Annotated in this window: 15 protein-coding genes and 1 pseudogene; 4 read left to right on the top strand and 12 right to left on the bottom strand. The window is 65.1% G+C overall.

What is annotated here, in order from left to right; genetic code table 11:
• Window positions 1–32: 32 nt before the first annotated feature.
• Window positions 33–944, bottom strand: a complete 912-nt coding sequence (locus tag GGD40_RS20045) for a LysR substrate-binding domain-containing protein (RefSeq protein WP_179744661.1) — start codon at window positions 942–944, stop codon at window positions 33–35.
• 72 nt (window positions 945–1,016) lie between these two features.
• Complete coding sequence (locus GGD40_RS20040; RefSeq protein ID WP_179703774.1) at window positions 1,017–2,168, bottom strand: serine hydrolase domain-containing protein; 1,152 nt, start codon at window positions 2,166–2,168, stop codon at window positions 1,017–1,019.
• Between the two features lie 181 nt (window positions 2,169–2,349).
• On the opposite strand from GGD40_RS20040, the gene GGD40_RS20035 reads away from it, so the two are divergent.
• On the top strand, window positions 2,350–3,777 hold the full coding sequence (locus GGD40_RS20035; protein WP_179744660.1) for an alpha/beta hydrolase family protein: 1,428 nt from the start codon (window positions 2,350–2,352) through the stop codon (window positions 3,775–3,777).
• 255 nt (window positions 3,778–4,032) lie between these two features.
• Here GGD40_RS20035 and GGD40_RS20030 read toward each other — a convergent pair.
• The 4 genes and pseudogenes from GGD40_RS20030 to GGD40_RS20015 form a co-directional block, all read right to left on the bottom strand.
• Window positions 4,033–4,650: pseudogene (locus GGD40_RS20030) on the bottom strand (hypothetical protein); the annotation flags it as partial.
• A gap of 307 nt (window positions 4,651–4,957) precedes the next feature.
• Window positions 4,958–5,419, bottom strand: a complete 462-nt coding sequence (locus tag GGD40_RS20025; protein ID WP_179744658.1) for a hypothetical protein — start codon at window positions 5,417–5,419, stop codon at window positions 4,958–4,960.
• On the bottom strand, window positions 5,416–6,726 hold the full coding sequence (locus GGD40_RS20020) for a cupin-like domain-containing protein (RefSeq protein ID WP_179744657.1): 1,311 nt from the start codon (window positions 6,724–6,726) through the stop codon (window positions 5,416–5,418). Before GGD40_RS20020 ends, GGD40_RS20025 begins: the two co-directional genes overlap by 4 nt.
• Window positions 6,720–7,694 (bottom strand): TylF/MycF/NovP-related O-methyltransferase, encoded by a 975-nt coding sequence (locus GGD40_RS20015; RefSeq protein WP_218900939.1) that lies wholly within the window; start codon window positions 7,692–7,694, stop codon window positions 6,720–6,722. Before GGD40_RS20015 ends, GGD40_RS20020 begins: the two co-directional genes overlap by 7 nt.
• Window positions 7,695–8,231: 537 nt before the next feature.
• Between GGD40_RS20015 and GGD40_RS20010 the strand changes: the two genes are divergently transcribed.
• Together GGD40_RS20010 and GGD40_RS20005 are read left to right on the top strand one after the other, a co-directional pair.
• The gene (locus GGD40_RS20010; protein ID WP_257030442.1) at window positions 8,232–8,723 is read left to right on the top strand and encodes a DUF3455 domain-containing protein; all 492 of its coding nucleotides are present in this window, start codon (window positions 8,232–8,234) and stop codon (window positions 8,721–8,723) included.
• 17 nt (window positions 8,724–8,740) lie between these two features.
• Window positions 8,741–9,826: an LLM class flavin-dependent oxidoreductase gene (locus GGD40_RS20005; RefSeq protein WP_179744656.1), complete on the top strand. Its 1,086-nt coding sequence runs from the start codon at window positions 8,741–8,743 to the stop codon at window positions 9,824–9,826.
• Between the two features lie 111 nt (window positions 9,827–9,937).
• Here GGD40_RS20005 and GGD40_RS20000 read toward each other — a convergent pair whose 3' ends face one another.
• From GGD40_RS20000 to GGD40_RS19985, 4 genes are all read right to left on the bottom strand, one after another.
• The gene (locus GGD40_RS20000) at window positions 9,938–14,110 is read right to left on the bottom strand and encodes a hypothetical protein (RefSeq protein ID WP_179744655.1); all 4,173 of its coding nucleotides are present in this window, start codon (window positions 14,108–14,110) and stop codon (window positions 9,938–9,940) included.
• Window positions 14,111–14,376: 266 nt separating this feature from the next.
• Window positions 14,377–15,837: a polysaccharide pyruvyl transferase family protein gene (locus tag GGD40_RS19995; RefSeq protein WP_179744654.1), complete on the bottom strand. Its 1,461-nt coding sequence runs from the start codon at window positions 15,835–15,837 to the stop codon at window positions 14,377–14,379.
• The gene (locus tag GGD40_RS19990) at window positions 15,834–18,014 is read right to left on the bottom strand and encodes a thiamine pyrophosphate-binding protein (protein WP_179744653.1); all 2,181 of its coding nucleotides are present in this window, start codon (window positions 18,012–18,014) and stop codon (window positions 15,834–15,836) included. The genes GGD40_RS19995 and GGD40_RS19990 overlap by 4 nt, the downstream gene beginning before the upstream one ends.
• A 26-nt stretch (window positions 18,015–18,040) precedes the next feature.
• Window positions 18,041–19,138 carry an aromatic ring-hydroxylating dioxygenase subunit alpha gene (locus GGD40_RS19985; RefSeq protein ID WP_179744652.1) on the bottom strand — a complete coding sequence of 366 codons (1,098 nt, stop codon included), beginning with the start codon at window positions 19,136–19,138 and terminating at the stop codon, window positions 18,041–18,043.
• A 490-nt stretch (window positions 19,139–19,628) separates the two neighbouring features.
• Between GGD40_RS19985 and GGD40_RS19980 the strand changes: the two genes are divergently transcribed.
• Window positions 19,629–20,720 carry a response regulator transcription factor gene (locus GGD40_RS19980; protein WP_257030441.1) on the top strand — a complete coding sequence of 364 codons (1,092 nt, stop codon included), beginning with the start codon at window positions 19,629–19,631 and terminating at the stop codon, window positions 20,718–20,720.
• A 79-nt stretch (window positions 20,721–20,799) separates the two neighbouring features.
• Here the strand turns inward: GGD40_RS19980 and sctC are convergent, their stop codons facing one another.
• The gene (gene sctC, locus GGD40_RS19975) at window positions 20,800–22,590 is read right to left on the bottom strand and encodes a type III secretion system outer membrane ring subunit SctC (RefSeq protein ID WP_179744651.1); all 1,791 of its coding nucleotides are present in this window, start codon (window positions 22,588–22,590) and stop codon (window positions 20,800–20,802) included.
• A gap of 86 nt (window positions 22,591–22,676) precedes the next feature.
• Window positions 22,677–24,152, bottom strand: a complete 1,476-nt coding sequence (locus GGD40_RS19970) for a helix-turn-helix transcriptional regulator (RefSeq protein WP_179744650.1) — start codon at window positions 24,150–24,152, stop codon at window positions 22,677–22,679.
• Window positions 24,153–24,319 lie beyond the last annotated feature (167 nt).

The following is a 24,319-nucleotide window of genomic DNA, read 5'->3' as shown; positions in this document are numbered from 1 at the left end:
ATGCTGATTTCGCATAACCCGTGAAAACCCTATCACGAAGGCTGGCTCGCCGCGCGAATGTGCCCCCACAGCGTCTCCAGAAACTCGCTGCGATTCGACGCGTCGCGGTACACGCGCAATTCGACTTCGAGATGCCATTCGGCGCGTCCGGCGGGAACCAGCTCGCCGGATTCGAGTTCGGTCGTGATCGAGCTTTTGGGCAGCCACGCCAAACCCTCGCCTTCCATCACGAGTTTCTTCAGCACTTCGGCCATGTCCGATTCGTAATGCAGTTGCAGCACCGGCGCAGCGCTGGCGCGACCGAGAAGCAGCGCGAGGCAGCGGCCGAAGTAGCTGGTTTCCGTGTACGAGATGAGCGGCAGCGGACGGTTCGCGGTGCCGGGTAAGCGGAATGCGGGCGCGAGGCGCTCATTGGGCCGGCACACCGGCATGAACGTATCGACGCCGACCGTCAGATGCTGGTAACGCACCGGATCGAGATGCAGCGGCAACTCCGGATGGTGATACGCAAACATCAGCTCGCAGTTGCCGTTGACGAGCATCAGAATCGAGTCGTGCACGTTGGTCGGAATCACCCGCGCGCGCACCTCGCCGACATGCGCGGTCAGTGCCTTCAACCAGGCGGGCAGAAAGCTCAGCGCGATGGTGTGGCCGGCTGCGATCTGTAGACCTTTGCCGGCCATTCTCTGCTCGGTGCGGATAATCGCGCGGGTGTCGAAAAGCTTCTCCAGGATGTCTTCGGCGGCTTCGCGGAACAGACGGCCTGCCGGCGTGAGCGTCGGCGGAAAACTGCTCCGGTCGATCAGATCGGCGCCCACCCATTGTTCAAGTGACTGAATGCGTCGGCTGAAGCCGGACTGCGTCACGCTTCGAAATTCCGCTGCCCGGGAGAAGCTTTGATAGCGGGCAAGCGCGATGAAGTCTTCGATCCACTTGATTTCCATGTCCGTTCCGCGTGGGTTGCAGTGACAAGCCGGTAGCGCTTCAAGAGAGCCGGGATTCTACGCGCGCGGACATCACGCCGCCGGTACGGCCGCCCCCACCTGCTGATACACCGCCGTTTCGAAACCGATCAACGTCTCGATCACCGGCATGTCGAAGAACGGCAGCAACTGTGTCATCAGCACCGCGCCGATGCCCTTCGAGCGGTCGATCCAGTAGAACGAATTGAACACGCCGGCCCAGTCGCCGGTGCCGTTGCTGCGCATGCCCGGCAGATCGGTGAGCGTCAGGTGGAAGCCCAGCCCCCAGCTCTGCGGCCACGGCGCGCCGGGCGTGTCGTTCGACAGTTCGGGCAGGGTGGACTTCATCAACTCCGGAAGCGTGATTTGCCCGATATGGTTTTGCAGCGCCATCCGCACGGTCGCCGGTTCGAGGATGCCGGCGCCGTCGTTGAGCCATGCCTGCACGAAGCGGCCGTAGTCCTGCACGGTGCCGTACGAGCCGTGACCGGCAGCGTCCCATTCGGAGGCTGGCGGAAGATCGATCGCCGAAGGCGCGAGCGTGCCGTTGGCCTGGCGCTGCATCACGCGCAGCAATCTGCCGCGCTGATCCGCGTTCGGTTCGAAGGTCGAGTCGTTCATCCCCAGCGGCTCATACACGTGCTGCCTGATATAGCTGCCCAAACTCTGCCCCGCCAGCTTTTCGACGACGAGCCCGAGCCAGTCGGTGTTGGTGCCGTATTCCCAGACGGTGCCGGGATCGTTGACGAGCGGCGCGGAAAAACTCTGCTTCAATCCCGTGAGCGGCTGAGGCACGCCGGTCAACTCGTGATAGCGCATCAGCTTTTCGCTGAGGAAGAAGTAGCCGAGACCGGCGGTGTGCGTCATCAGTTGGCGCACGGTGGCTTTGCTGGCGGGCGCGCGCAAACGCGGCGTGTCGCCGTCGAAACCGTCCAGCACCTGCAACTCGCCGAACGCCGGCAGAATCGATTCGACGGTGGCGTCGAGATTCAGCAGCCCCTTCTCCACGAACTGAAGCGCCGCGGTGGTGGCCACGGCCTTCGTCATCGACGCGTTGCGGAACATCGTATGCTGGCTTGCCTCGCCGGTCGCGTGATGAAACAGCGGACCGTTACGGTCGACGACCACGGCCGCGATGCCGTGAATGCCGCCTGTCGAAACCGCGTCGTTAAGCAACGTCTTGATGGCCGAACCGTCGAATGTCATGGTTGTCTCCTGCGCTCGTGGTGGGAAGCCCGTGGACGGAATCGTTTCCGGCACGGGGCGTCCATTTTGCGCCAGGAAGATAAAGGTTGCTGCGCGGGCTACAGAAAACGCCGGACCAGCCGTTATCGCAAAGATATCCTTTCGAATAAAACCCCTCGTTTCTGAAGTGATCCCGCGCCCCATGGAGAAAGCAAGCACGCGTAAAGTACTGCCGCTCCTGGCATCGCTCGCGTTGCTTGCCTATTCGGGTCTCGCCAATACGGCCGCAACCGCGTCGGATTCACCCAGCGCGCCGCTCAACGAGCGCATCCTGACGGTGCCCGTCGACTCGTCACCGCCGGTGCGGCTGAAGGTGACCGTGTATATGCCATCGCGCGGCGGCCCATTCCCGCTCGCGCTCATCAATCACGGTGCGTCGCACGATCCGGCGAACGCACCGCGCATTGCCGATAACTTCATCCCGTACTACTTTCTATCGCGCGGCTACGCGGTCGCCATGCCGATGATGCGCGGCTACGCCGGGTCTGAAGGCACCATGCGTCCGCACGGTTGCGATCTCGTGGCAACCGGCATGGACGCCGCGCGGGACATTCGCAAAGTACTCGACTCTGTGAAACAGCAACCTGGCGTGGATGCCTCGCGGATCGTCATGGTCGGCAAAAGTATGGGCGGATGGAACACGCTGGTGTTTGGCGCGCAGAGCCCGCCCGATGTAAAAGGACTCGTCAGCTTCGCGGGCGGCCTAAAGGAATCCGATTGCCACGAACCGGACGCAAGCCTGATCAACGGCGCCGGCCAGCTCGGCGCGCACACGAAACTGCACTCGATCTGGTTCTTCGGCGACAACGATCAGACCTTCGCCACGTCGACCTGGCGCGGCATGTTTCGACAATACGCGGCGGCCGGCGCGCCTGCGGAACTCGTCGACTACGGCGTATTCCAGAAGGATGCGCATGCAATGACGGCGTCGGCGGCGGGCTTGCCTCTGTGGGTGAAGAAAGCCGATGCGTTCCTCACCGGCATCGGTATGCCCGGTCGCGAGGTCAATCCGGAGTATCTTCCGAACCAGGCCTACACGACGAGCGCGTATGCCGATCTCAATGACGTCAGCGCGCTGCCCTATCTGGACGCGAAACAACGGGAGACGCTGTATCGCGGTTTTCTGGCGGCGCCGCTGCCGCGTGCGATCGCTATCGGGACGACCGATGCGGTCTGGTCATCGGGCGGTTTCGATGCCGCCGCGACCGCCATGCAGCACTGTTCGGAACGCACGCACTATTGCCAGTTGTACGCGGTCGACACTAAGGTCGTCTGGCCTCGGCTCGAATCGGAACCGCCGAGCACGCACTTTGCGGCGCTGACGGATGCATCGGCGATTCCGTATCTGAACGTGCAAGGACGTAAGGCTTATGGCGCGTTCCTGACGAGTCGCCGGCCACGGGCGTTCGCGATTGCACCCGATGGCGCGTGGGGCGTGGCTTCGGGTTTGGATCCAATGAACGATGCGCTCGTTGCTTGCGCAAACGGTCATAGCGGTTGCCGGCTTTACGCGGTGGATGGGGATGTCGTGTGGGGAACGAAGACGGCTGGCGGCGCGCTGGGGAAATAAACCCAGCGCACCGAACACGCGTCGAAGGGTGAAGCGAACTGGGTGGCACAGGTTCCTATGCCACCAGTCAGTTCCTGAACTTGATCTTGAACGCCGCGCGACCGCAACTGCGACCGCAACCGCGACCGCAACCGCGACCGCAACCGCAAGCAATCACGCAGACAGCGTCTGCGTATAGTCCGGCATATTGGGCATGTTCATCGACAGATCGAGGTTCATGTCAGGCAGTTTGGACGTGCCGTCGGACACCATCTGATCGAGGCCGCCTTGCGCTGCCCACTGGAAGTTGCCCACGCCGGACTTGCCGTCCGCGCCGGATACGTCATGCGTTTCGATCTGCTGGTAGACGTCCGGATTCTGCAGCATGTACGACGCCGCTGCGGATACGTCCGACGGTGTGCCGGCGGGCGGATTATTGGCCAACTGGTAGAGCTTGTTGGGATCGAGCGACGAGATGCCGTTCTGGCTCATATAGCTCGACAGCGTGCCCGCCGCGTCTTGCGCGCCCATCATCGCGCCCTGCGTCGACGTCGAATTCATTGAGTCGGTCGTGCTCGACGACGGCTCGCTGTCGAGACCGCCCTGCGCCGCCCATTCGAAATTGCCCACGCCGGAAATGCCGTCCGCGCCGGACACGTCGTGCGTTTCGATCTGCTGGTAGACATCCGGATTCTGCAGCATGTACGACGACGCCGACGACACCTCGGGCGGCGTGCCGGCGGGCGGATTATTCGCGAGCTGATACAGCTTGTTCGGGTCGAGCGACGAGATGCCGTTCTGATTCATGTAGCTCGCGAGCGTGCCCGCCGCGTCCTGCCCGGTCGTGTTCTGGCCGAGCGAAGACGAGCTCTGCTGCAGCGCCTGATTGATCATCTGGTCGACCTGCTGCTCGAGTTGCTTGATGTTCTGATTCTCCGACGAGAACGAATCGTCGGTGTTGGGCGTGGAGAAACTGGAAACGGTGTCGTTGACGACTGCGGTCATGGCGTCCTCTGCAAGGGAAGATTGACCGCCATCGGTGAAGCGGATGCGAAACACACACAGCGGCGGTCCGGGGTCGACTAATGCTAGGGGGTCGCATTGGGACCATGGCGCGCCATCCGAAAAGCGCGCTGGAAATGCGAAGCGACGACTGCGTCGCGACGCGTCACGCATCTGGGCGGCACTGCCCCCCTGAACGTCACTGCACCTGAGCGGCGCCGCGCGCGGCCTGGCCTTCGCAATAGGCGAAATACTTGTCGTAGGCTTGCTGCGGCGGCGTTTTGGCGTAGCGCCCGTACAGCCGTTCGACAAAGGTCGCCAGTTCCGCTTCCGCGTAGACCTGTCGCTCGATCGGCATCGCCGCCGCCACCGCTTGCGTCTTGCGTAATTCGTCCTGTTTGCTGATGCCCGCGTCGCGGTCCTGCGCGATCAGCTTCGCGTTGTTCGCGCGCATCGCGCAGACCTGTGTCATCGCCGCTGGGGCTCGCGTTTGCGTTTGCGGTTGCGGTTGCGTTTGCGGTTGCGGTTGCGGTTGCGTTTGCGCTAGTGCGGGAAGCGGACTCAGCGACGCGGCCGACGCCAACAGCGCCGCCGCGCACGAGCAGCCTACCCGCATCAGAAAGCGCGCGCGACGCGAGTCGCTTCGGGTTGCATCATTCATCCAGTCCTCGCCGTGTTCGTGAGTTTCGATTGAGAAGTCGTATCGTCGCGCAGCATCGCAGCGGTGGTGGCATCGGTGGTATCGGCGGTGAAACGGCTGATGGACAGCACGTGATCCAGCGCCCAGACGCAGTGATACCAGCCGGTTGGAATCACCAGCAGGTCGCCGGGTTCCAGCACGATATCGACGCCCCGCGCCTGGGCAAACCGCGGAAAGCGCGTCAGATCGGGCGACGCCACATCGACACGGCACGGGCGATACGTGTTGAACGAATCGAACGCGTAGAGCGTGGCTTCCTGACCCGGCGCGTAAAGACGCACGCGTTTGCGGCCGTGAATCTGGGCGAGGAACGAGTTCGCCAGATCGCAGTGCAAACGCGTCACCAGCGCCGCCCCGCTGGCTCGGCCAAACCAGAGCTGACCCGCGCCGAATAGACGCGCCGGCAAGCGTGGCAACGCAAAGCGCGCTTCCCATGCCGGTGGCAGCAGGCAGCCTTCCGTGTAAGTCGCGGCGCCGGCTTCGGATACGCACCGCGCGGCCATTCCGTCGATGAAGCGGGCCACGGTCTGCGCCGCGCCGCTCGATGGGTCCGGGCGCAGCACCGTCGAGCCTTCATGGCGGCACCAGTCGTCGAGGGTCCACGAGACTTCCGGCCAGTCGATCATGTGGCGCAGAACGAGTGGGACCGAGGCGTCGAGCGCGTCGGCCAGGGCCGTGCACAGGCCGTTGTGATTGCAACCTTGCGTGCTTATCACACGCACCGTCGCTAGGGCGGCAGGCGCGCGTTGCCTGGCCCGCTCGAGCGCCGCGCGGCCCGCTGTTGAAGGACGTTTGAGCAATTGCAGCCAGTACGCCGCGAGCCGCGCTGAGCCGTCGATTCGCATGCCGCCGAGAGCGAGGGAGGTGGCGCTGCGCGGATCGAAACCGGTTGGGTCGTCGAGCATCGCGCTTAGTAGCGCGTGGTTTAGGGTGATGCGCGCTGCGGCGGGGTGCGCGCCGCTAGAGGGCGTCGGAATAGGAACAGGAACTGGAGTCGCAGTCGCAGTCGCAGTCGCAGTCGCAATCGCAGTCGCAGTCGCAGTCGCAGTCGCAGTCGCAGTCGCGGTCGCGGTCGGCATCGGCGTCAGAGTCGGCGTCGGCGTCGGCATCGACTCAATCGAAGGGCCGAGCACAAAGCGCCGCGAAAGCTCGGCGCAATCGCTGACGATCAGATCGACCGCTAACGCCTGCGGCGGCGCGACATAGTGCTCCGCGAGCCGCGCTTCCAGCAGCGCACTCAACGCCGCGTGCGCGTCACGGCTCACCATGGCTTACGCCAGTAGACCGCTTGCCCGTTGACACGCGTCAGTGGCGCATCGATCCCATGCGCGGCGCGATATTCATCGACGGCACGCGCGCAGCCGGTCGGCAAGCCGTAATCGTCGACGATCACGAAGCCACCCGGCGACAGACGCGGATAAAGGGCGTCGAGCGCCACGCGGGTCGACTCGTACCAGTCGCCGTCGAGCCGCATCAGCGCCAGCCGCTCGATCGGCGCGGCGGGCAGCGTATCGGCGAACCAGCCCGGCAGGAAGCGCACGCGGCGGTCGAGCAGTCCCGCTCGGGCGAACGACTCGCGCACGCTGGCCAGATCGCTGCGCAGCCCGCCGACCGCCCCCATCAGGTGATGCCAGATGGCCTCGCGCAGATCGACCGCGGGGTCCGGCGCGGGCAGTCCCGCGAACGAGTCGGCCACCCACACGCTGCGGCCCGGGTCGCCGAACGCGTTCAGCGCGGCGCGCAGCAGAATCGTCACGCCGCCGCGCCACACGCCGGTTTCGATGAAGTCGCCCGGCACCTGTTCGTCGATCGTCACGCGCGCCAGGTCGACGACGTTGTCGAGCAGCACGGGATCGCACAGGGTCAAACGGTGCGACGCGTGATGCATGTGATTGAGCGCATCGGCCATGCGCGAAGGATCGACGCCGGCGACCTCGGCCGCCGTGCGATGCAGCGGCGCGAGCCAGTCGGCGAAGACGCGATCCGCTTCGGCTAGCCGTTCGAGACAATCGGCGGCGTTGATCGGGGCGTCGGCCGTGGCGGGCGTATCGGCGTTCGCGTCGGTGTTCGCGTCGGTGTTCGCGTCGGTATCCGCCGCACCGCCGATGTAGCGGCGGATCATCGCCAGATAGGGGTACGCCCGGTCTTCGTCCGCAAGCGGCGTGAGAGGCATCGGCTCGATGTCGAGCCACGAGACGCGGGGCAAGCCAGGGGAGTTCGAAAGTGTCGATTCCATCGCGGGTTCGGGTGGGCGCTCGGGCCGTTGGTCGGAAGAGAGGCGAAACCGCTGGTGTCACGCTACGTTGAGCGTGGCGGCAAGCCTGAGTCAGTATCGGCCGCCATCCGAACGCGTTTGGCCGAAGCGCGAACCATTGCATGCTCAGGCGAACCGCCGCGTCCCGCTGCCTCGCTACCTCGCTACCTCGCTACCTCGCCTGGCAGGTAACGCGCCCGGCCTCGTTGCGTGCGCTTTTCGATGCAGTCTTTCGTGTCGGCGCCCACGGCACCGCACAGGATCGGGTGTGATGCCAGCATCGTTCGCCTTCCCTTTCCGCCGATGACTGGTTTCCCGCCCCGCCCCGCACTATTCGCGCCATTCGCGCCATTCGCCCGACTCGCGCCTTTATCGCGCCCATCGCTGACCTGTCTCGCGGCAGGCTGCCTGCTCGCGCTCGCCGCCTGCGCGACGACGTCCAGAACGCCGCCACCCACCGCCAACGAGTCCCTCCCCCTCGACCTACGCGCTGGCCAGAACGAAGTGCTCCAGGAAGTGATGACCACCCACGGCGATGAAACCTACGTCTGCCGACGCATCAAGTCCGACGTGCCCGCCGTCGGCGCCGCGTTGCAGCCCGGCATCGCCCGCGACGGCACGCAACTGCTGTGGGATCCGCTGGGATCCGAAGCCCTGCTCGTCGACGCAAGCGGCCAGAGCGTGGGCACCATCGCACCCGGCCGGTACTTTCTCGCGTACGACGGCAGCTACGTGATCGGCAACGTGGCCGGCGAAAGCCAGGTCGGCGCGAACGCGCTGACCTGGGTGCGTTACACCGCGCGCTTCGTCGCGGCACGACGCCCCGGCGAGGGCCGGCTTGCCGACATCAGTTCGATCCAGCGCATCGACACCTCGGGTGGCCTGCCGCCTCTGCCCGCATGCGAACTGGAAGGCGCTCATCTGCTGGTGCCCTACGGCGCGACCTATATGTTCTATCGCGCCAAAGGGCTCGCGCCGGTCGCCTTGTCGGCGAACCAGACCCTGCATTGACTACCCGGGAGTCGACCATGCAATTCGGTTTGTTCTTGACGCTGCCTGCGCCTGAACCCACGCCCGCCGCCGAGCTCTACCAGCGCGCGCTCGCCATGGCCGAAGCCGCCGATACGCTCGGCTTCAGTCATCTGTGGCTCGCCGAGCATCACTTCACGAACTATTCGCACTCGTCGCGCCCGCTGATGCTGCTCTCGCATATCGCCGCGCGCACGCGTCATCTGCGTCTCGGACCGGCGATCGTTCCGGTGCCGCTGCATCATCCGCTGGTGATCGCCGAAGAGCTCGCGACACTCGACGTGCTCAGCGGCGGCCGTGTCGAAGCCGGTCTCGGCAGCGGCTATCAGCGCTACCAGTACGAGCGCTTCCAGCTCACCAAAGGCGCAAGCGCGGCACGCGACGACGAAGCGATCGACGTACTCCTGAAGGCATTGCGCGAGCCCTTGTTCTCGCATCACGGCGAGCACTTCGACATTCCCCGCACCGGCCTCGTGCCGCAGCCGCTGCAACGCGTGATACCGCTGTGGCTAGTGGTCAATTCGAGCCGGCGGGCGTCGGTCGAACAGGCCGTGAAGCGGCGCGCCAATCTCTTCACCGGCGTGCTCGAACCGATTTCGAAGTTGACCGATGTGCGGCGCCACTATCCGGATCTCGCCGATGCGCTGTCGACGGTGCGCATCGGCACGCAGCGGCCGGTGTTCGTCGCCGAGAACGAAGCGCAGGCTCGCGAGGCCGTCGAGCATGCGCGCTGGAACGGACGGGCGACGCTGCGTCTGCGTCACGATTGGGGCGACGTGGTGGACGGCATCGTGCCCGCGGAGCCGCTGCCCGACGAGCCATCGGATGACACGTTGCGCAACGATTTTCTGGTGATCGGCACGGCGGACGAATGCATTCATCAACTGCGCCGGATTCAAGCCGGGCTCGGCTGCGACTACTTCAGCGCGAGCTTCTGGTTCGGTTCGATGCCGCATGACATGGCGATGGCATCCATGCGCCGTTTCGCGCGGGATGTGATGCCGGCGTTCACGCGCGAAACGGCGGCTGATGCGCGCGAGGAGTCGTCGCCGCGTCCGCAGTGGGAGTCAACGCTGGCGTGGTGAATTTGGCCGTGGTGCGTGCTGAGTGCTGAGCGGCAAGCAGCACTAGCGCACCACACCCGGTTTCAAGCGATCGAGCGCCGGCATGCCCGGCGCTCGACCTGCGGGAAACACTCAGACCGCCGGTAGGTCCTTCGGCTTGACGGCTTCGAAGTGACCGCCCTGATCCCAGATCATCACCTCACGCACGTTTGCAGCCTGCTGATCCGCGCCGATGTGATCCAGGTGCGTTCTACCCGCCACCTGCGTGACACCCACCACATGCAGCGGATGCTGTGTCTTCGGGTCATCGTTGATCAACGCCACCAGACGCTTGCCGGCATCGCCGGTGAACGTCATCGGTTCACCATTGAGGACGTGTCCTTCGCCCACCAGTTTCTGCCGGTACTCGTCCACCCGCTGCGTGTGAGGCTGGCTATAGTCGCCGGTCGCATGCTGCACCATGGAAATGAGCAGACAGTTGTTCATGTCGCCGTTGTTTGTCACGACGCTGAAGCCGCTCTGCTCGAGGCTAGCTCGCGTTGAACCGAAATCGGTGGCGGCCATGGTCGCTTGCTTTTCGTACTCCCACTGCTTATTGCCGTAGACCGCCTTCATCTCGCCGGGCAATTTGTTCCATGGCGTGATCGTGGGCGTGCTTTGCGGCAGTGCCTTGAGCGCGCTCAACGCGGCATTGATCCGGTCGTCGCGCGCCTCGCGCTCCGGCGCCAAGGGCGAGACCGGCGTGGCCGCTGAGCTGGACGATGATGCGGCGCTCGAAGCGCTCGAAGCGGCCACGGTGTTCAATTTAGGCGTGGGCGTTTGCAGCGTGGTCAACGGCGGCGTTTGCGACGTGGTCGATGGCGGCGGCGAATTGAGCGGCTGCGACAAGCTCGCGCTGACCGCCGGCTTCGGCGGCTTGGGCGTCGCCGACGTATTCGTCGACGCCGGCAGCGTGTTCAACTGCGACACGCTCGCGGTGATCGGCGGCGCAATAGGCGGCGTAATCGGCGGCGCCCCACTCGCCGTAACCGACGGCCTATTCTGCGGACTAGCCATCGGCATCGGCCTCGGCCCCGGCAACCTACTCGACGAACCCGAAGGCAATGCCGCCATCGGCTGCATCTCGATCGCGCCCGTGGCATTCGGGTCGAGACCGGAACCCCCAACATTTTGCAGCGGCCTGAAACCGGACGCCGGCGGGCTCACCGCCGGCGTAGGAGCCGGCTTCCCGCCGTGCAACGTGAAGGTGCGCTTCGACTGACTGTCGTAGCAAAGCACGGCAGCGACCGGCGCGGCAGGATTGCCATCGCCGCCAATCCGTTGATGCGCTTGCGCGCCGGTTGCATCCACGAGTTTGACCGCCGCGCCCGGCTTGCCATAAACCTGCGCCGCGACCTGTGCGATCACGTCGGCATGCTGCGCCACGTCGATGGGCAGCAGCGGCGGCGCGCTGGCGCCGGGCGGTGTGCCCTGGCTCTGACGCAGCGTCTGAATCACTTGCGCACGCGCCTGCATCACCTGCCTGTTCATCTCGCTCGACGACGCATCGCTCTTGCCCGAGATATTCTGGTGCAACGCGTACAACATCGAATCGAGACCCGGCGTACCCGGGTTGTCGATCACATCGACACCAGCCTCCTCGAAATGGTTGCGCCACTGCAACGGCTCGGCCGCATCCGAGGGCTGAAGCTGAACCCGTTCGACCGCGTCCGCCGCGCGATTGCGGCCCGCCTGATCGAGCGTGACCGTGGAGAAACGCCGCCGCACGTTTTCGCCGAACAGATGACCTTCGAGCCACTTGCACGCGTCCTTGCGACTCATACCCTCCAGGCCAGCGATATCCTTTTCGGTGAAGCGGAAATCGCGCAGCATGTTCCGCGCCGCCACCGCGCCCTCGCCGCCGTCGCGCCAACCCGCCACGAACTGGCGAACCGCGAACGGCGGATTGTCCTGCGCGAAACGTGTTTTCAGGTGCTCCGCGATCGCTGCGGGCGTCTTGCCCTGATAGCCGGCCTTATCGAAACCGAGGTCGCCCGTGGCGTGCCCCGTCGACAGTTGTTCGGACAGCGTGCCGATTCCGGCGGCCGGATGGTAAGCCGCTTCATCGAGGAAATGCGTCTTCAGCGCGGCAAACGACTCGTCCGGATTCGAGTCGTCGTCGATCGCGCGCAAGACGGCGGAATTATGGGTCTGCGCCTCGGCATCGATCGTTTGCCGCGCCTGATTGCGGTGAAAATGCGAGGCGACGCCGCCGCGTTCGTCGGCCATAACACGCAGCGCGACCAGCACATTGTTCTCCGGGTTTTTAGACGCCAGAAATTCGCGGGCGCCCGCATGGTTGCCGGCGCGCTCAAGTCCATCGAGCTTCTTGATGTCCGCGTCGCCGAGTTTCAGTTCGTTGCGCAGGAACATGTCCCGGTGCTGCAGACGCTGCGTCGACGCGGCGCCTGATTCGATCCGTTCACGCACCCGCGGCAGCGCGCGCATCAGCGCTTCCTCGCGCATCTTCGCGTCGATCGGCCGGGCGTTCTTTTGCGTGATATAGCTGACGATCCCCCGGCGACCCGCATAGATCAGATACACCGGGCTCAGCACCGCGCGCGACGCGCTCACCTGGCCCGCGGTCGCCGCGGCGACCGGATTCACCGCGAGCTCGGCGACGCCGGCCGCCATGTTCACGGCGCCGTAGGCGACCTGCACCTTCGCGTGCCGCTTTTCCTCTTTCAGATTGTCGAGATTGAGAGCCTGGTAAGCCGACAGATGCTGCTTCAGCATCTCCGGCGGCGCGGCGGTCTGCGGTGTCGTGCCGCTCGACTTCAACGGCACGACTTTCGCGTTGTAGCGCGTCTTGAGCTCCTGCATCCGCTCGATCGTCGCACCGCCGTTGAAGTGCTTCGCCAGCGCCTGGCGGATATCGCCGCGCTGATATTTCGTCGTGGGCAAGGTGGCGTCGCTTTTCCAGAAACGCCATGAGCCGAAGTGCAACGTGTCGCGCACCCGCGAACGGTCGGTCTCGGAGAGTCCTTTGTAGCGTTCGAGAAACGCATCCGGATTGCCCGAGCGGGCGATCGCCGTCAGCGCGTTCTTGTCGAACTCGCTCTTCTGCAAGCCGTGTGTCGCGAAGTGCGGGTCCAGCTTGCCCAGATCTGGGCCGGCCCGTTTGCCGCGCGACTCTTCCCGGACCGTCGCCAGATGCGAGAACAGGGAATCGGTTCGGCCCGGCCTCACGTCGGCGGCGATGAAGGCGTCGATCACGTCCTCGCGAATCGCGCGACGTGTACTCGCCGTATTCAGATTGGTCTTGCGGTTGAAGTTGAGGACGTTGAGCTTGATCCGCTCGCCGGGGAAATGCAGCATCTGGTTCAGTCGCGTCTGTCCACCGCCGCCCACCGACGCGAAATTCTGCGTGAATTTCGTGACCTCGGCATCGCTGCGTTGACGCAGGATCGAATAAACATTCGGGTCGATCCTGCCTCGCGCGTGCAGATCGTCGAGCTCTTGCAGACCCGGGCTCGTCGCGTCCGTGCGCGCGCTCGCCGGACGGTCGAGCGCGGTACTGAACGCGTGAGTGCGCTGCACCTTGCGGTCGACCGCCCGGCTTTGCAGCGCGCCGGCCGCCGTGTACATCGCGCCGGAAGCGATCGCGAGCGCGCCGTCCGCATACACCGGCCCCGGCGCCTTGCCGTAGAGCGAGGTGCCCGGGTGCGTGACCGATTCCATCCGGCTGGTCATGTTCAGCGCGCCCAGCCCGACATCGCGAAACGCGCCGGGCGCGGCGCGCTGGAGATTGCCTTTGTCCTGAGCCAGCGCACGCCGCGCTTCGTCGCCGTCCAGCGTGCCCTTTTCCGTCGTCTTGACCTTGTTCGCGCTGTTCTTGACCTTGAAGGCCTTGTGCGCGGTGCTGACGGTGGTGGCGACGATGTCGAGCGCCTGAGGCACCGCGCCGAGCGAGCCCGCGACTTCGGCGAGCGTTTTCGTTCCTTCGGAGGCGTGGCCGGCGGCGCTTGCCAGGCCGCCGCCGGACGACGCTGCGTTGTTCACGCCCCACCCCAGATAGCCGCCGGACGCCGTGGTGCCGAGCGGCGATTCGATTGCCGCGATGCCTTCGCCGGTCTTTTTGGTCGTCTTCGACAGCTTCGCCTTCAGCTTGCCGAGCGTCGACAATTGCGCGCTGCTTTGCTGCGTCGGCGTGGGCGTCGTCGATGCGGGGGCCGGGTGGGAAGGATCGGTGGACGGATGCTCGCCGTTGGCCGGGTCCGGCACATGTCCAGCACGGGGCGAACTTGGAATGGACGGTGTCGACATGCGGTTCTCCGTGGCGGTCGGGGCTCGATTCGTCAGTACATCGGAAATCGATGTGTCGACCCAACGCAAAACGGAACTGCCGAACGGCCACGCGAAGTTTTTGTCAGCGTGATGACGGTTGTGGGAAGTTTTGATGCGGGACGGATGGGTGCGGCGCGGTGCGGCGGGTCGCGCCGCGTCAGGTCAGGTCAGGTCAGGCGAGGTCGAGTCGCGTCGTGGCACGGCACATCAAGGCGCATGCATCCGTGCACTCGCGCGATTTGCATTCAGCCTTCGAGTGCTGCGCGCAGTCTGTGGCCCATCGCATCGATACGGGCGCGTTGCGACGTTGCATAGTCTGCGTAAGCGGCGATCAGTGCGGTGCGTACCTCGTCGCGGCACAGCGATCCGATCGCCGTCAGTGCGGCTTTCGCGCCGTCCGCGTCGTCACAAGCCGCGCTCCATTGCGGGCATCCCACTTCGCCAAGCAAACGCTCGATGCGCGTGTCCATCGACAGCCCGAACACCGGCACACCGTGCGATATCGCAAGCACGGCCGCGTGATAGCGCGTCGTCACGACGCAGGCGGCATGCGCGACCGCCGCGGCCACTTCGTCGAGCGTCCGCGGGCCACGCGTGACGAGCTCGATCTCGAACGGCAGCCGCGCGGCCAGATCGACGCAGGCGCTGTGGTCGAGTTGCTCCATGCCCACCAGCACCGGCGTATAACCCTGCTCCCGCAAGCCGATGGCGACCTGTGCGAAGCGATCGAGATACGCGTGATAAGCCTCGGCGCGCGCCGCGTCCCAGCTGTGGAAATGCAGCGGCCCATAACGCAACGGCGATGCTTCACCACGCGCGTCGAGCTCACGAGCGCGCGCGGCATCGGCGCGCACCGGCCACCAGAATGGATTGTTCGGACATAGCGCGACGCGGCGCGCGGCGGGCGACGTCGCGTCGCTTGCTTCAGGCCGCGCCCGATAAGTCCATGCGGTATCGGCGCCGGCCTGCGCGAGCACACCGAGTGACGCGAGTTGTTGCCGCGCCGCGTCGTTGCGGCAGATGATCTCGCCGCCATCGGCATTACGTTCGACGAAGCGCGTCAGCGCGGCGCTCATCGTGCCGCTGTCGACGCCATAGGCAATCGCCGGCCGCCCATGCGCGTGCGCGAGCGCAAGGCCGCCGATCAGCACGCCCGCCAGCGAATCCGAAAACTTCGACGTGTACGTCGAGCCTTCGACATTCAGCACGAGGTCGGCTTCGCGCACGGCGGCATCGAGGGCATCGGGCAGATAAGGTAGCGCCGGGGTGAGGCGCGGCGTGTCGGCCAGCAGTGGATGATCGAAGCAGTCGCCGAGCGCGAACAGTGTGATCTGCGGCACGCGCGGCGCGAGTAGGCGGCGTAGCTGCGCGATCGTTTCGATCGTGCGCAGATCGGCGCCGGTGTTGCCCGCGCCGCTGTAGCCGAGCAGGAGGACACGCGGCGCGGCGCTTGAGGCGCCTGGCGCAGTTGAGGCAGTTGAGGCAGTTGCCGCAGTTGAGGCACCTGACGCAACTGCCGCGCTCGGCGCACCTAGCCCCTCGCCCGGCGCACGCGGTCCCCCGCGCGCCGACGCACGCCGCGCCGCGCCGATGCGTTGCTGCAAGTCATCGAGAAACACTTCATCCGGCGCGCTCGCGCTCGCATACCGGTTCAAGGCCGCGAGCGAGCGCTCCAACTGACTGGCCACGACGTCCCAATCCATCATGCCGCCCCCAACGCTTGCGCGAGTTGATTCATCTGCGTCGCGCCGGAGTACGATTCGACAGCGATTTCGACGATGGTCACGCCAGCGTGGACGTTGGCATCGGCGAGAGCCGCGTCCAGCTCGGCACGCGTGCCGACCCGCCGGTGCGCCAATCCAAATCCTTGCGCCAGCGCACCAAGGTCGAGCCGATAGGGATTGCGGATCGCGCGCCGATAAGCCGGCGCTTGCGCGATCGGCAGAAAATCGAAGATCGCGCCACCGCCGTTGTCGACCACGCAGACGCAGGCGGGAGTCTGCACACGCTGCGCGCTGGCCAACGCGGACAGATCGTGGACCAACGCCTGATCGCCGAGCAGCAGCAGCCCCGCGTCGCGACGTGCGAGCGCCTCGCCGATGAACGTCGACAGCGTGCCGTCGATACCGCTCACCCCGCGATTGACATAGATGTCTTGGCGGGTGGCGCGCACGTCGTAGCCGATATCGGCATGGCGCATCGACATCGAATTGCCGAGATGGACGAAGGCGAAACCCGGCGCAGCCAGCACGCGATGCACCGCCGACACTTCGCCCCATTCGAGCGACGCGACGAAAGCGCGTCGCTCGCGCGCGCCGTAGCTCGCGACGCTGGCCCAGCGGTCGCGCCACGAGAAGGCAACGGGCGCGGCGGGTTGGCTGGGGTGGGTGTTTGCTCCGGTGTTTGCTTCGTTGCACGCATGCAAATGCGTCCCGCCGCGCACCGCTTCGCCCAATGCTCGACCCATCTCCAGCAAAGCGCTAACCGAAGGCGCCACCACGACATCGCGCGAATCGAGCGCCTGATGCAGATAGTCATGCGCCACACGGCACGGCGCGATCTTGATGGTGGGCACGTCGGCCTGCGTTTCGAGGTAGGCATGCAGCACCGGCATCACCGGCGCGAGGCCGAAGCGCACGATCAATTCCGCACGCGTCGTCGCGAGCCGCGCGGCACCGCCGAATACGTCGAAGGCGTTGACGATCAGCGCGCCCGCCGCGCCGCGCGCTGCCGTCTGAGGCGCTAGTGCGGACGGTCCCGAACGCAGTCCGCTGCCGGCATCGGCTAGCACCGGAAAACCGCTCGACGCAGCCAGCGCGAAAATCGCGTCAAGCGGCACGCCGGGTTCAGGTCCGACGACGATCAAGCCATCGAGACGTTCAGTGAAAGGTCGGTCGCCGCGCTTCGCCAGCACGCGGGACATCACGCGCGCAACGACCTGGTCAATCGCCTGCTCGTTCGTGTGCCCGTTCGCCTGCTCGTTCACGCGCGCCCGTTCAACCACGTGCTCGTTCACCTGCTCAACCGCGCGTGCGGCCTGCGCGTCCAACGCCTGAATTTCTGCGGCGTCAGCGACATCGCGCTGCGTCACCATCCCGCGTACGACACCGGCCACGTCACCGGCCCCCCGCTGCGCACGCGCCGCGCGAACCGTTTCGCACGACACCGGCTGCGTCTCGACCGCATCGTAGACACCCGCCAGCGGCACGTTCACATGCACCGGTCCGCGCGTCGGACGCCTGGCGGGTGGATGCGCATCGGCGCGCGACAAGCCATCGTCGATGTCATCCACGCCCTCGGCCATCGCCGCGAGCGCCGCCGCCACGCTGCCCCTCGCCTGCTCCACCGCTTGGGGCGAATCGACAGGATCGCCCAGATCCGCCTGGGCGCGCACGAACGCGCGCGTCGCGCCGAGATGATCCGCCATCTGCCCGAAACCCGTACCGCGCAAAGTTCGCGGACGATCACAAGTCAGCACCACCAGCGGCACATCGGCGGCGTCCGCTTCGGTCAGCGCCGGCAACACATTCGCGACCGCCGAGCCGGAGGTCGTGACAATCGCCACCGGCGACCCGCTCGCCTTCGCGAGTCCAAGCGCGACGAACGCGCCACTGCGCTCGTCGGTGCAGACCATCTCGACGGCGATACGCGGATGCGCATCGACCGCGAGGCACATCGCACTGGCGCGTCCACCTGGGCACAACACCGCATGACGCACACCGGCCGCGCTCAACATCTCGACGATGCATTCCACCCAGACCGCATTGAGCGATTCGTCATCCGTAGCAGCACTGCCGCGAAGCGCTTCATCGTCCGTCGCGTCGCTACCGTGACGCACTTCCTCATCCATCGCGTCGCTGCCGCGAAGTACGTCATCGCGCATCGTCGCATCATCAAAAACGACCGCCATCACGCGACCGCTCGCGAAGCGCCCGCCACCGGCGTGATCGGGATCGTGCGCGCGGGCACTTCGCCCGCCGCCCGCTCCGCCGCGATCAGCCGCTCCATCACGCGCCGCGCGCGAATCGCGCCGGCGTCGATGGGCAGCAGCGCCGGTTGCATCGCCCAGAAGTCGTTGTCGCCGAGGTTCCTCTGCTGCGCTTCGAGCATCGGCAGGTCTTCGCACTCGAACGGCTTCATCAACCCGTCGACGGCATAGCGCACCAGTTCGTGCGCGGCCTCGCCCATCTCTTTCGGCAAACCGAACGCGAAGAAGTAATGCGTCGTGCGCTCCGTCTCCGGCGTCAGCCAATGCGCCGACGGCGCGATCAACCCGGCTTCGCGCGGCATGCCCGCGGCGGTTACGCCGATCACGATCGACAGCAGCCCCGGCGGCGTCCAGCGCACATCCATCCAGCGGTCCACCCGCGTCCCCGGCGGAATCCCGAAGCCTTGCGCGACGAACGGCTGCAGTGCTTCGTCGTACGCGCTGCGGCGCACCCAAACGATGTCGCCGAGGTTGCCCGACTGCACGTCGCCCCGCGCGATCGCCTCGCTGCCCAGCGTATCGGGATGCAGAAACTGGAAGTGGCTCAGATCGAGCAGGTTATCGGCGCTCAGTTGATAGTGCGCGCGCGTGTGCAGATAACCATCGTGAGTGACGTGCGTGGCGGGATCGACGAACGGAAACGACGGCAGCAGCGCCTCGTCGGCGCGCAACGGGTCGCCGGGCCAGAACCAGATGGCGCCGTAACGTTCGAGCGCGGGATAAGTGCGCACCTTCGCGCCCGCCGGCACCCGGCCGTCGCCGTGCGGATTGTGTACGCACTGCCCGCTCGCCCCGAAGCGCAGACCGTGATAAGGGCACTCGAGCACGCCGTCGACGACCCGGCCTTGCGACAGCGGCGCGAAGCGATGCGCACAACGATCGTCCAGCGCGATCGCGCGTTGTTCGGCATCGCGATACAACACCACCGGCCGGCCGAGCAGCGCGCGCGAAAACGGCGTGCCGGGACGAACCTCGTGGGAGAACGCGGCGACATACCAGGCATTTAGCAGAAAGGACATGGACGCACTCGCAATGGAATCGGCATGAAAAAAAATAGCGTGGCGCCGCTTTCCGGGCGCCTCATGCGAGTCTAAGTAGCCGGCTGTCCCACAGTTTCAAAAAAACTCATGCCAATCCGAAGCTATGCGCATAAAACGCAGTCGCGCGATTCTCAACAAAAGTAAATAGGCCTTGCAACGCTGAAAGGTGCTGCGAACCTTGCTTCGCGTGCGATTCCGGCCGATTTGGGTCTCTTTTACCGGCCCTATTCATATCGGGTGAAATTGATACCGTAAACCGGTTCAACCATTCATCTCCATTCAACGTGCGCCATCTTTAACCTTATTGGCCGGCATAAAGCGATTCGAAACCCTTCGCCTGAATTTCATGCACTTTCTCTACTTCTTAGAGCGAAACAATTCGTTACAGCCCTGATATTTTAAGGGCCGTAATTTTCGGGGCACGCCAGATGGTTTGGGAAGCAACCTTAAGCATCAGTCCCGGGAGGGCATGTTGAAATTCGCCGTGATGACCACCAGCAGCAGTCTGTTCAATCTGATTTGCCAATGCTTTCACGACGAGGCAATCGAATGCTGCCGTTTCCTCGATGACGTCGCGCTATCCCGGGCGATCTATCGGGAGGACTATCACGCCATTCTTGTCGACGCCGCTACGGGGATCGACGCGACGCGCGCCGTGTTCGCCCGTCGCGCGTGTTACGGCGACCGACGCGCGCCGTTGATCGTGATCGGCGCGTTTGCCGATCGCGACAGCATCGCGCGGGCCTTTGAAATCGGCGCCGACGACGTCGTGCTCTCGCCGATCGACCGCGGCGAACTCGAAGCACGCACCTACCAGGCGCTACGCCGCTTCCAGTCGCCTACACCGGTGCAGTCCGAAGACTGGGTCGAACTCGGACCGTACCGGCTTGACCGGCGCACGGGCACCGTACTGGTCGACGATCAGGAAATCCGCCTGACGGTGCGCGAATTCGCGATTGCGTGGCTGCTGTTCTCGCGCGCCGGCGAGTATGTGAGCCGCCGGCAGATTGCGGGTGCGATCTGGAGCAGCACGGAAGATATCGTCGGACGCACGCTCGAGCAGCACATCTACAAGCTGCGCAAGAAGCTGGCGTTGAACGGTGCGTCCGGTGTGCAACTCCGCACGATGTATGCGCACGGCTATCGCGTTGAGTTGTGCGACGGCCGGGCAGAGGGCGAGGTGATCGCGGCGGATCTGACGCGGACCGCCCAAGCCACACAACCCACACAAAGCACGCGAGCCACGCGGACCGCGGATGCGATCGTCGCGATCACCCAGGCCGTATACAGCGCGCGCGAGGAAATCGCGAGCGACTGCGCCACGCAGACGGCACGCCCGGTACGCGCGGACATCCATGCAAAAGACAGTGAGACGGCACGCAACGCGCAACCGTGGGGCCAGTATGCCGCCATGTGGCACAGCGGTACGACGCACGTCGTGCATCGGCTGGCGGGCTTTACGGCGGCCGGCGCGGAGGCTTCGGACGGCGAGGCATCGGTCGCGCTGACCTCGTTCTCGATTCCCGCCGCGCTGTTGGGCGGCAACGCACGACGCCGCTAGGCAGCGGCTGAAAAGGGGCAAGCGCGACCATCACCGCCTTGCCCCCTGCTCTGCGTCGATCCAGCCTCAGCCCACCCGCTTACAGATCCAGCACTCGCGGCGACAACAGGAAGACCCGCTCCATATGCGAGCGCTCGTCATTGTTGTAACGGAACAGCGCACCGATAAGCGGAATCTTCGACAAGCCCGGCACGCCGGTCATGCCGTTCGAGTTGTTGTCCACGCTATAACCGGCGATCAACAGACTCTCGCCTTGGCCCACAAAAGCCTGCGTATTGATCTCGCTGCTGGTGATCACTGGAATATTGTCGACCTGCTGCCCGGTGAGCTGGCCGTCCTCGATATGCACTTCGAGCTTGATGCGCGTCTGGCCGTCTTCCTGCACCACCATCGGCAACACGCGCAGCGACACGCCGGTCGACACGCTGTATAGATCCGCCGACGTATAGCCGGACACGCGCACGAAGAACCTGGTCTTGTTGTCCATGACCGCTTCGACGTTGTCGAGCGTCGCGACCTTCGGCGACGCGTCGATCTTCGCCTTCGAACTGCTCTGCATCGCATTGACGCGCGCCATCAGATAACGCCCGGCATCGCCCAATACGGCGGTAATCGACGCGCCGACCGGCGTGGCCGAGACGACCGTGGTGCCGTCGGCGAGCGTCGAGGTGCCGAAGTTCGGATTGATCGAACCGTTCGCGTAGCTGTTCTGCTGATACGTGCCGCTGCCGGTCTGAAAGTCGAGATGACTGTTATGCGCGCGCCAGTCCACGCCGATCTGCTTGAGCAGGTCGTCGTCGATTTCAATGATGTGCGCCTCGATCTCGATCAGCTTGGGCCGCGTGTCGAGCTGTTCGATCAGCGACGCGTACTGGTCGATGCGCTGCGGCGTATCGCGGATCAGCACGGAGTTGGTGGTGGGATCGGGCTGCATGATCGGCAACGTCAGATCGCCGCCGCTCGGCTGGCTCATCCCCGAGGAGCCCGGCGTATTCGCGTAGCCCACGGCGCCGCTGCTACCGTAATTCGAAGGCTGCGCATTGCCGACCAGACCGCCGAGCGCGGAACCATCGCCGCCTGCCATGTTGGGCGGCAACGGCGGATTGTTCACCTGGCCGCCGCCGTTGTTGCCGCCATTGACGTCGGTCATCGGCGGGACGCGCTGCAGGTTCGGCGACACCGAGGTCTGCGACTGCCCACCGCCTCCGCCCTTCTCCTGCTTCGCGTGATACATGTTCGACAGCACCGTCGCCACGCCCGGCACCGTGATCGTATTGCCGTCGATCTGCACCTTGTGATCGGCGGCCCACGCATGCTTCAGTTTGAACACGCGAATCACCGAGCCGCTGCGGCGGCTGGCGTTCTCGTCCAGCCGCTTCGCGATCTCGCCGACCATCTGCACATATTGCGGCGGCCCGTTGACGATCGCCGTCCCCGCGCTTTCGTCATAAAGCACCGGGAAACGCGCGTCGTCGACGCTCATGGTGTGCAGCGCGGCACGTAGATCGCTGGCGGACGCGTGGTCGAGTTTGATCACCTGATGCGTGACGTCGTTGGCGCTGCTGATCGACAGCACGCTGCCGTCATAGAACCAGACGAAGCCGAAGGTCGACGCAAGCGTATCGAGAAAGCGTTGCGGCGACATATCGAAACGCCCCGTCACCGCGCCCTGAACATTGCTCGCAATCGATGCGGCCACGCCCTGGCTGGCGGTGAAATCGCGCAGCACGTCTTTCAGATCCTTGCCTTCGACGGCAATGTGTACGGTCGTGCCGCGCCAGCGCACCGGCGCGGCGCTCGCGGGTTGCAGCGCGCCCAACGTAAGGGACGCCGCGAGCCACGCGGCGCAGAACAGCGTCTTCGATTTCATGGAGTCGACTGTGTGAAGGTGAAAGAAAAATGATGAATGCCCGCTCGCACCGCCGCGGTGGGCCGCAGTAAGCAGCCGTGGCCGCGCTATCGTTCGAGCGTCTCGGACGGGGCTTCGTGAAACTGTTTGCGATAGCCGTTGACGAGCGTCGAACGGTTCTGCACGCCCCATTTGCTGGCCGCGCCGAGCACGCCGCGCTCGCTCGAATACGACCGGTCGGTGAGTTCCGCGCGAATCCGTTCCATGCGCTGACGGCGGATCAATTCGGTCGGCGACAGTCCGAGGAAATTCTTGAAGGCGCTTTGCAGGGCGCGCTCGGTCACGCCGATTTCGGCGGCCACTTCGCGCACCGACAGATCGCGCCGGTCGAGGTTGTCCAGCACGTAGACGTAGGCGCGGCGATACTTGGCCGGCAGACGCGCGCCCACGTCGTCCAGTTGCGGGGAGGCTTTCGCGCTGCGCTGCAGGAACGGCGCGCGGACCTGAGAGTCTTCGCGCAGGCACTGCATCGCGACCAGCGCATAGCGGCTGTAAAGCTGCAGCGATTCCTGCGCGCGCCCTTCGGCCTGACGCGTTTTCGCGCTGCAGTAGAGGTATTCGAGCTGACGGTGGCCGGTCGTGCCGTTACGGCCGACCTGATGCAGCGGTTCGAGAATCGAGCACGCCAGATGCGGCGCCGCGCCGGCCAGTGTCGCAAGGGCGATTTCGAGGCGCAGCGTGCGCTGATAGTCGGCGAGTCCCTGCTCGCGCGACCATTGCAAATGCCGCTGCAATTCGCCGATCGCATCGCGATCCGCACACGCAGCCAGCCTCAATTGCTGCAAGTAGTCGATCCGCGCACGCAGCAACGGCGAGCGCACGCCGAACACCGCTCGCGCGAGACCGTCGACACTCGCATCCGTGCCTTGGCCTGGGCGCGGCGCGCGTTCGCTCGACAAACCCGAGTGCCAGTAGACGTGATCGCGCAGCGCCGTTGCGCCGCGCACTTCCGCCTGCACGGCGAAGTCGAAACGCAAGGTCGTGAGCAGCGTGTGCCAATCGCCCTGCGTATCGTCGAGGTCGCGCTCCACCCGTTCGATCAGATCGTCGAGCGCGTCGGCGGCTTCGCTGGTGCGACCCAGTTCATAGAGCACGCAGACCATCCCGAAGTGGGCCTCCACGGCACGCGCCGGCTCGATTTCGGGCTCGTCGGCGACACGCGAAAAACACGCGAGCGCCGTGCCTAGCCGATGACGAAAAAATGCCTGCCAGGCGGCATTCCGGCAGGATGCGGTGCGGATCGCGTGCTTCGACGAACGAATCAGTTTCTGTGACCGGCGATAGTTTTCTTCCGCCTCGACTTCGATACCCAGCATCAGTTGCAGATCGGCGTGCAATTGCAGCGCGTGAGGCGCGAAATCGGCATTGCCGGCTTCATCGGTCCAGCGGCTCGCGAGCTGGCTCGCGGCGTTCAGTTTGCCGTCGAGCAAGGTGTCCAGGAAGCGGCTGGACGGCGCGGTGTTAGCACACGGCGTCGGTGTCGCGAGCGCGGAGACCACGGGGAAATAAAGCATCGAAAGCATGGACGACTCCTCTGAGTGCGGGAACGCGTCGCAGGCGGCAAGCGCGTTGCGTCGGTGGAGTCAATGTAGCCAGGCGGCTCGAGCGAAATTTCAATTAATCTGACATTCGCGGCGTGTTTGAGAAGGTTTGAGTTTTGCCGCGATCTCGCTGCGACGCAGCGATTTAT

Origin of the sequence: Paraburkholderia bryophila (genome assembly GCF_013409255.1) — a bacterium.
Classification (GTDB): Bacteria; Pseudomonadota; Gammaproteobacteria; order Burkholderiales; family Burkholderiaceae; genus Paraburkholderia.
This window is presented reverse-complemented; position numbering and strand designations above follow the sequence as displayed.

Coding starts and splice junctions, on each gene's coding strand:
- GGD40_RS20045 (WP_179744661.1), bottom strand. CDS start 944: ATGGAAATCAAGTGGATCGAAGACTTCATCGCGCTTGCCCGCTATCAA.
- GGD40_RS20040 (WP_179703774.1), bottom strand. CDS start 2,168: ATGACATTCGACGGTTCGGCCATCAAGACGTTGCTTAACGACGCGGTT.
- GGD40_RS20035 (WP_179744660.1), top strand. CDS start 2,350: ATGGAGAAAGCAAGCACGCGTAAAGTACTGCCGCTCCTGGCATCGCTC.
- GGD40_RS20025 (WP_179744658.1), bottom strand. CDS start 5,419: ATGAATGATGCAACCCGAAGCGACTCGCGTCGCGCGCGCTTTCTGATG.
- GGD40_RS20020 (WP_179744657.1), bottom strand. CDS start 6,726: ATGGTGAGCCGTGACGCGCACGCGGCGTTGAGTGCGCTGCTGGAAGCG.
- GGD40_RS20015 (WP_218900939.1), bottom strand. CDS start 7,694: ATGGAATCGACACTTTCGAACTCCCCTGGCTTGCCCCGCGTCTCGTGG.
- GGD40_RS20010 (WP_257030442.1), top strand. CDS start 8,232: ATGACCACCCACGGCGATGAAACCTACGTCTGCCGACGCATCAAGTCC.
- GGD40_RS20005 (WP_179744656.1), top strand. CDS start 8,741: ATGCAATTCGGTTTGTTCTTGACGCTGCCTGCGCCTGAACCCACGCCC.
- GGD40_RS20000 (WP_179744655.1), bottom strand. CDS start 14,110: ATGTCGACACCGTCCATTCCAAGTTCGCCCCGTGCTGGACATGTGCCG.
- GGD40_RS19995 (WP_179744654.1), bottom strand. CDS start 15,837: ATGATGGATTGGGACGTCGTGGCCAGTCAGTTGGAGCGCTCGCTCGCG.
- GGD40_RS19990 (WP_179744653.1), bottom strand. CDS start 18,014: ATGCGCGATGACGTACTTCGCGGCAGCGACGCGATGGATGAGGAAGTG.
- GGD40_RS19985 (WP_179744652.1), bottom strand. CDS start 19,138: ATGTCCTTTCTGCTAAATGCCTGGTATGTCGCCGCGTTCTCCCACGAG.
- GGD40_RS19980 (WP_257030441.1), top strand. CDS start 19,629: ATGTTGAAATTCGCCGTGATGACCACCAGCAGCAGTCTGTTCAATCTG.
- sctC (WP_179744651.1), bottom strand. CDS start 22,590: ATGAAATCGAAGACGCTGTTCTGCGCCGCGTGGCTCGCGGCGTCCCTT.
- GGD40_RS19970 (WP_179744650.1), bottom strand. CDS start 24,152: ATGCTTTCGATGCTTTATTTCCCCGTGGTCTCCGCGCTCGCGACACCG.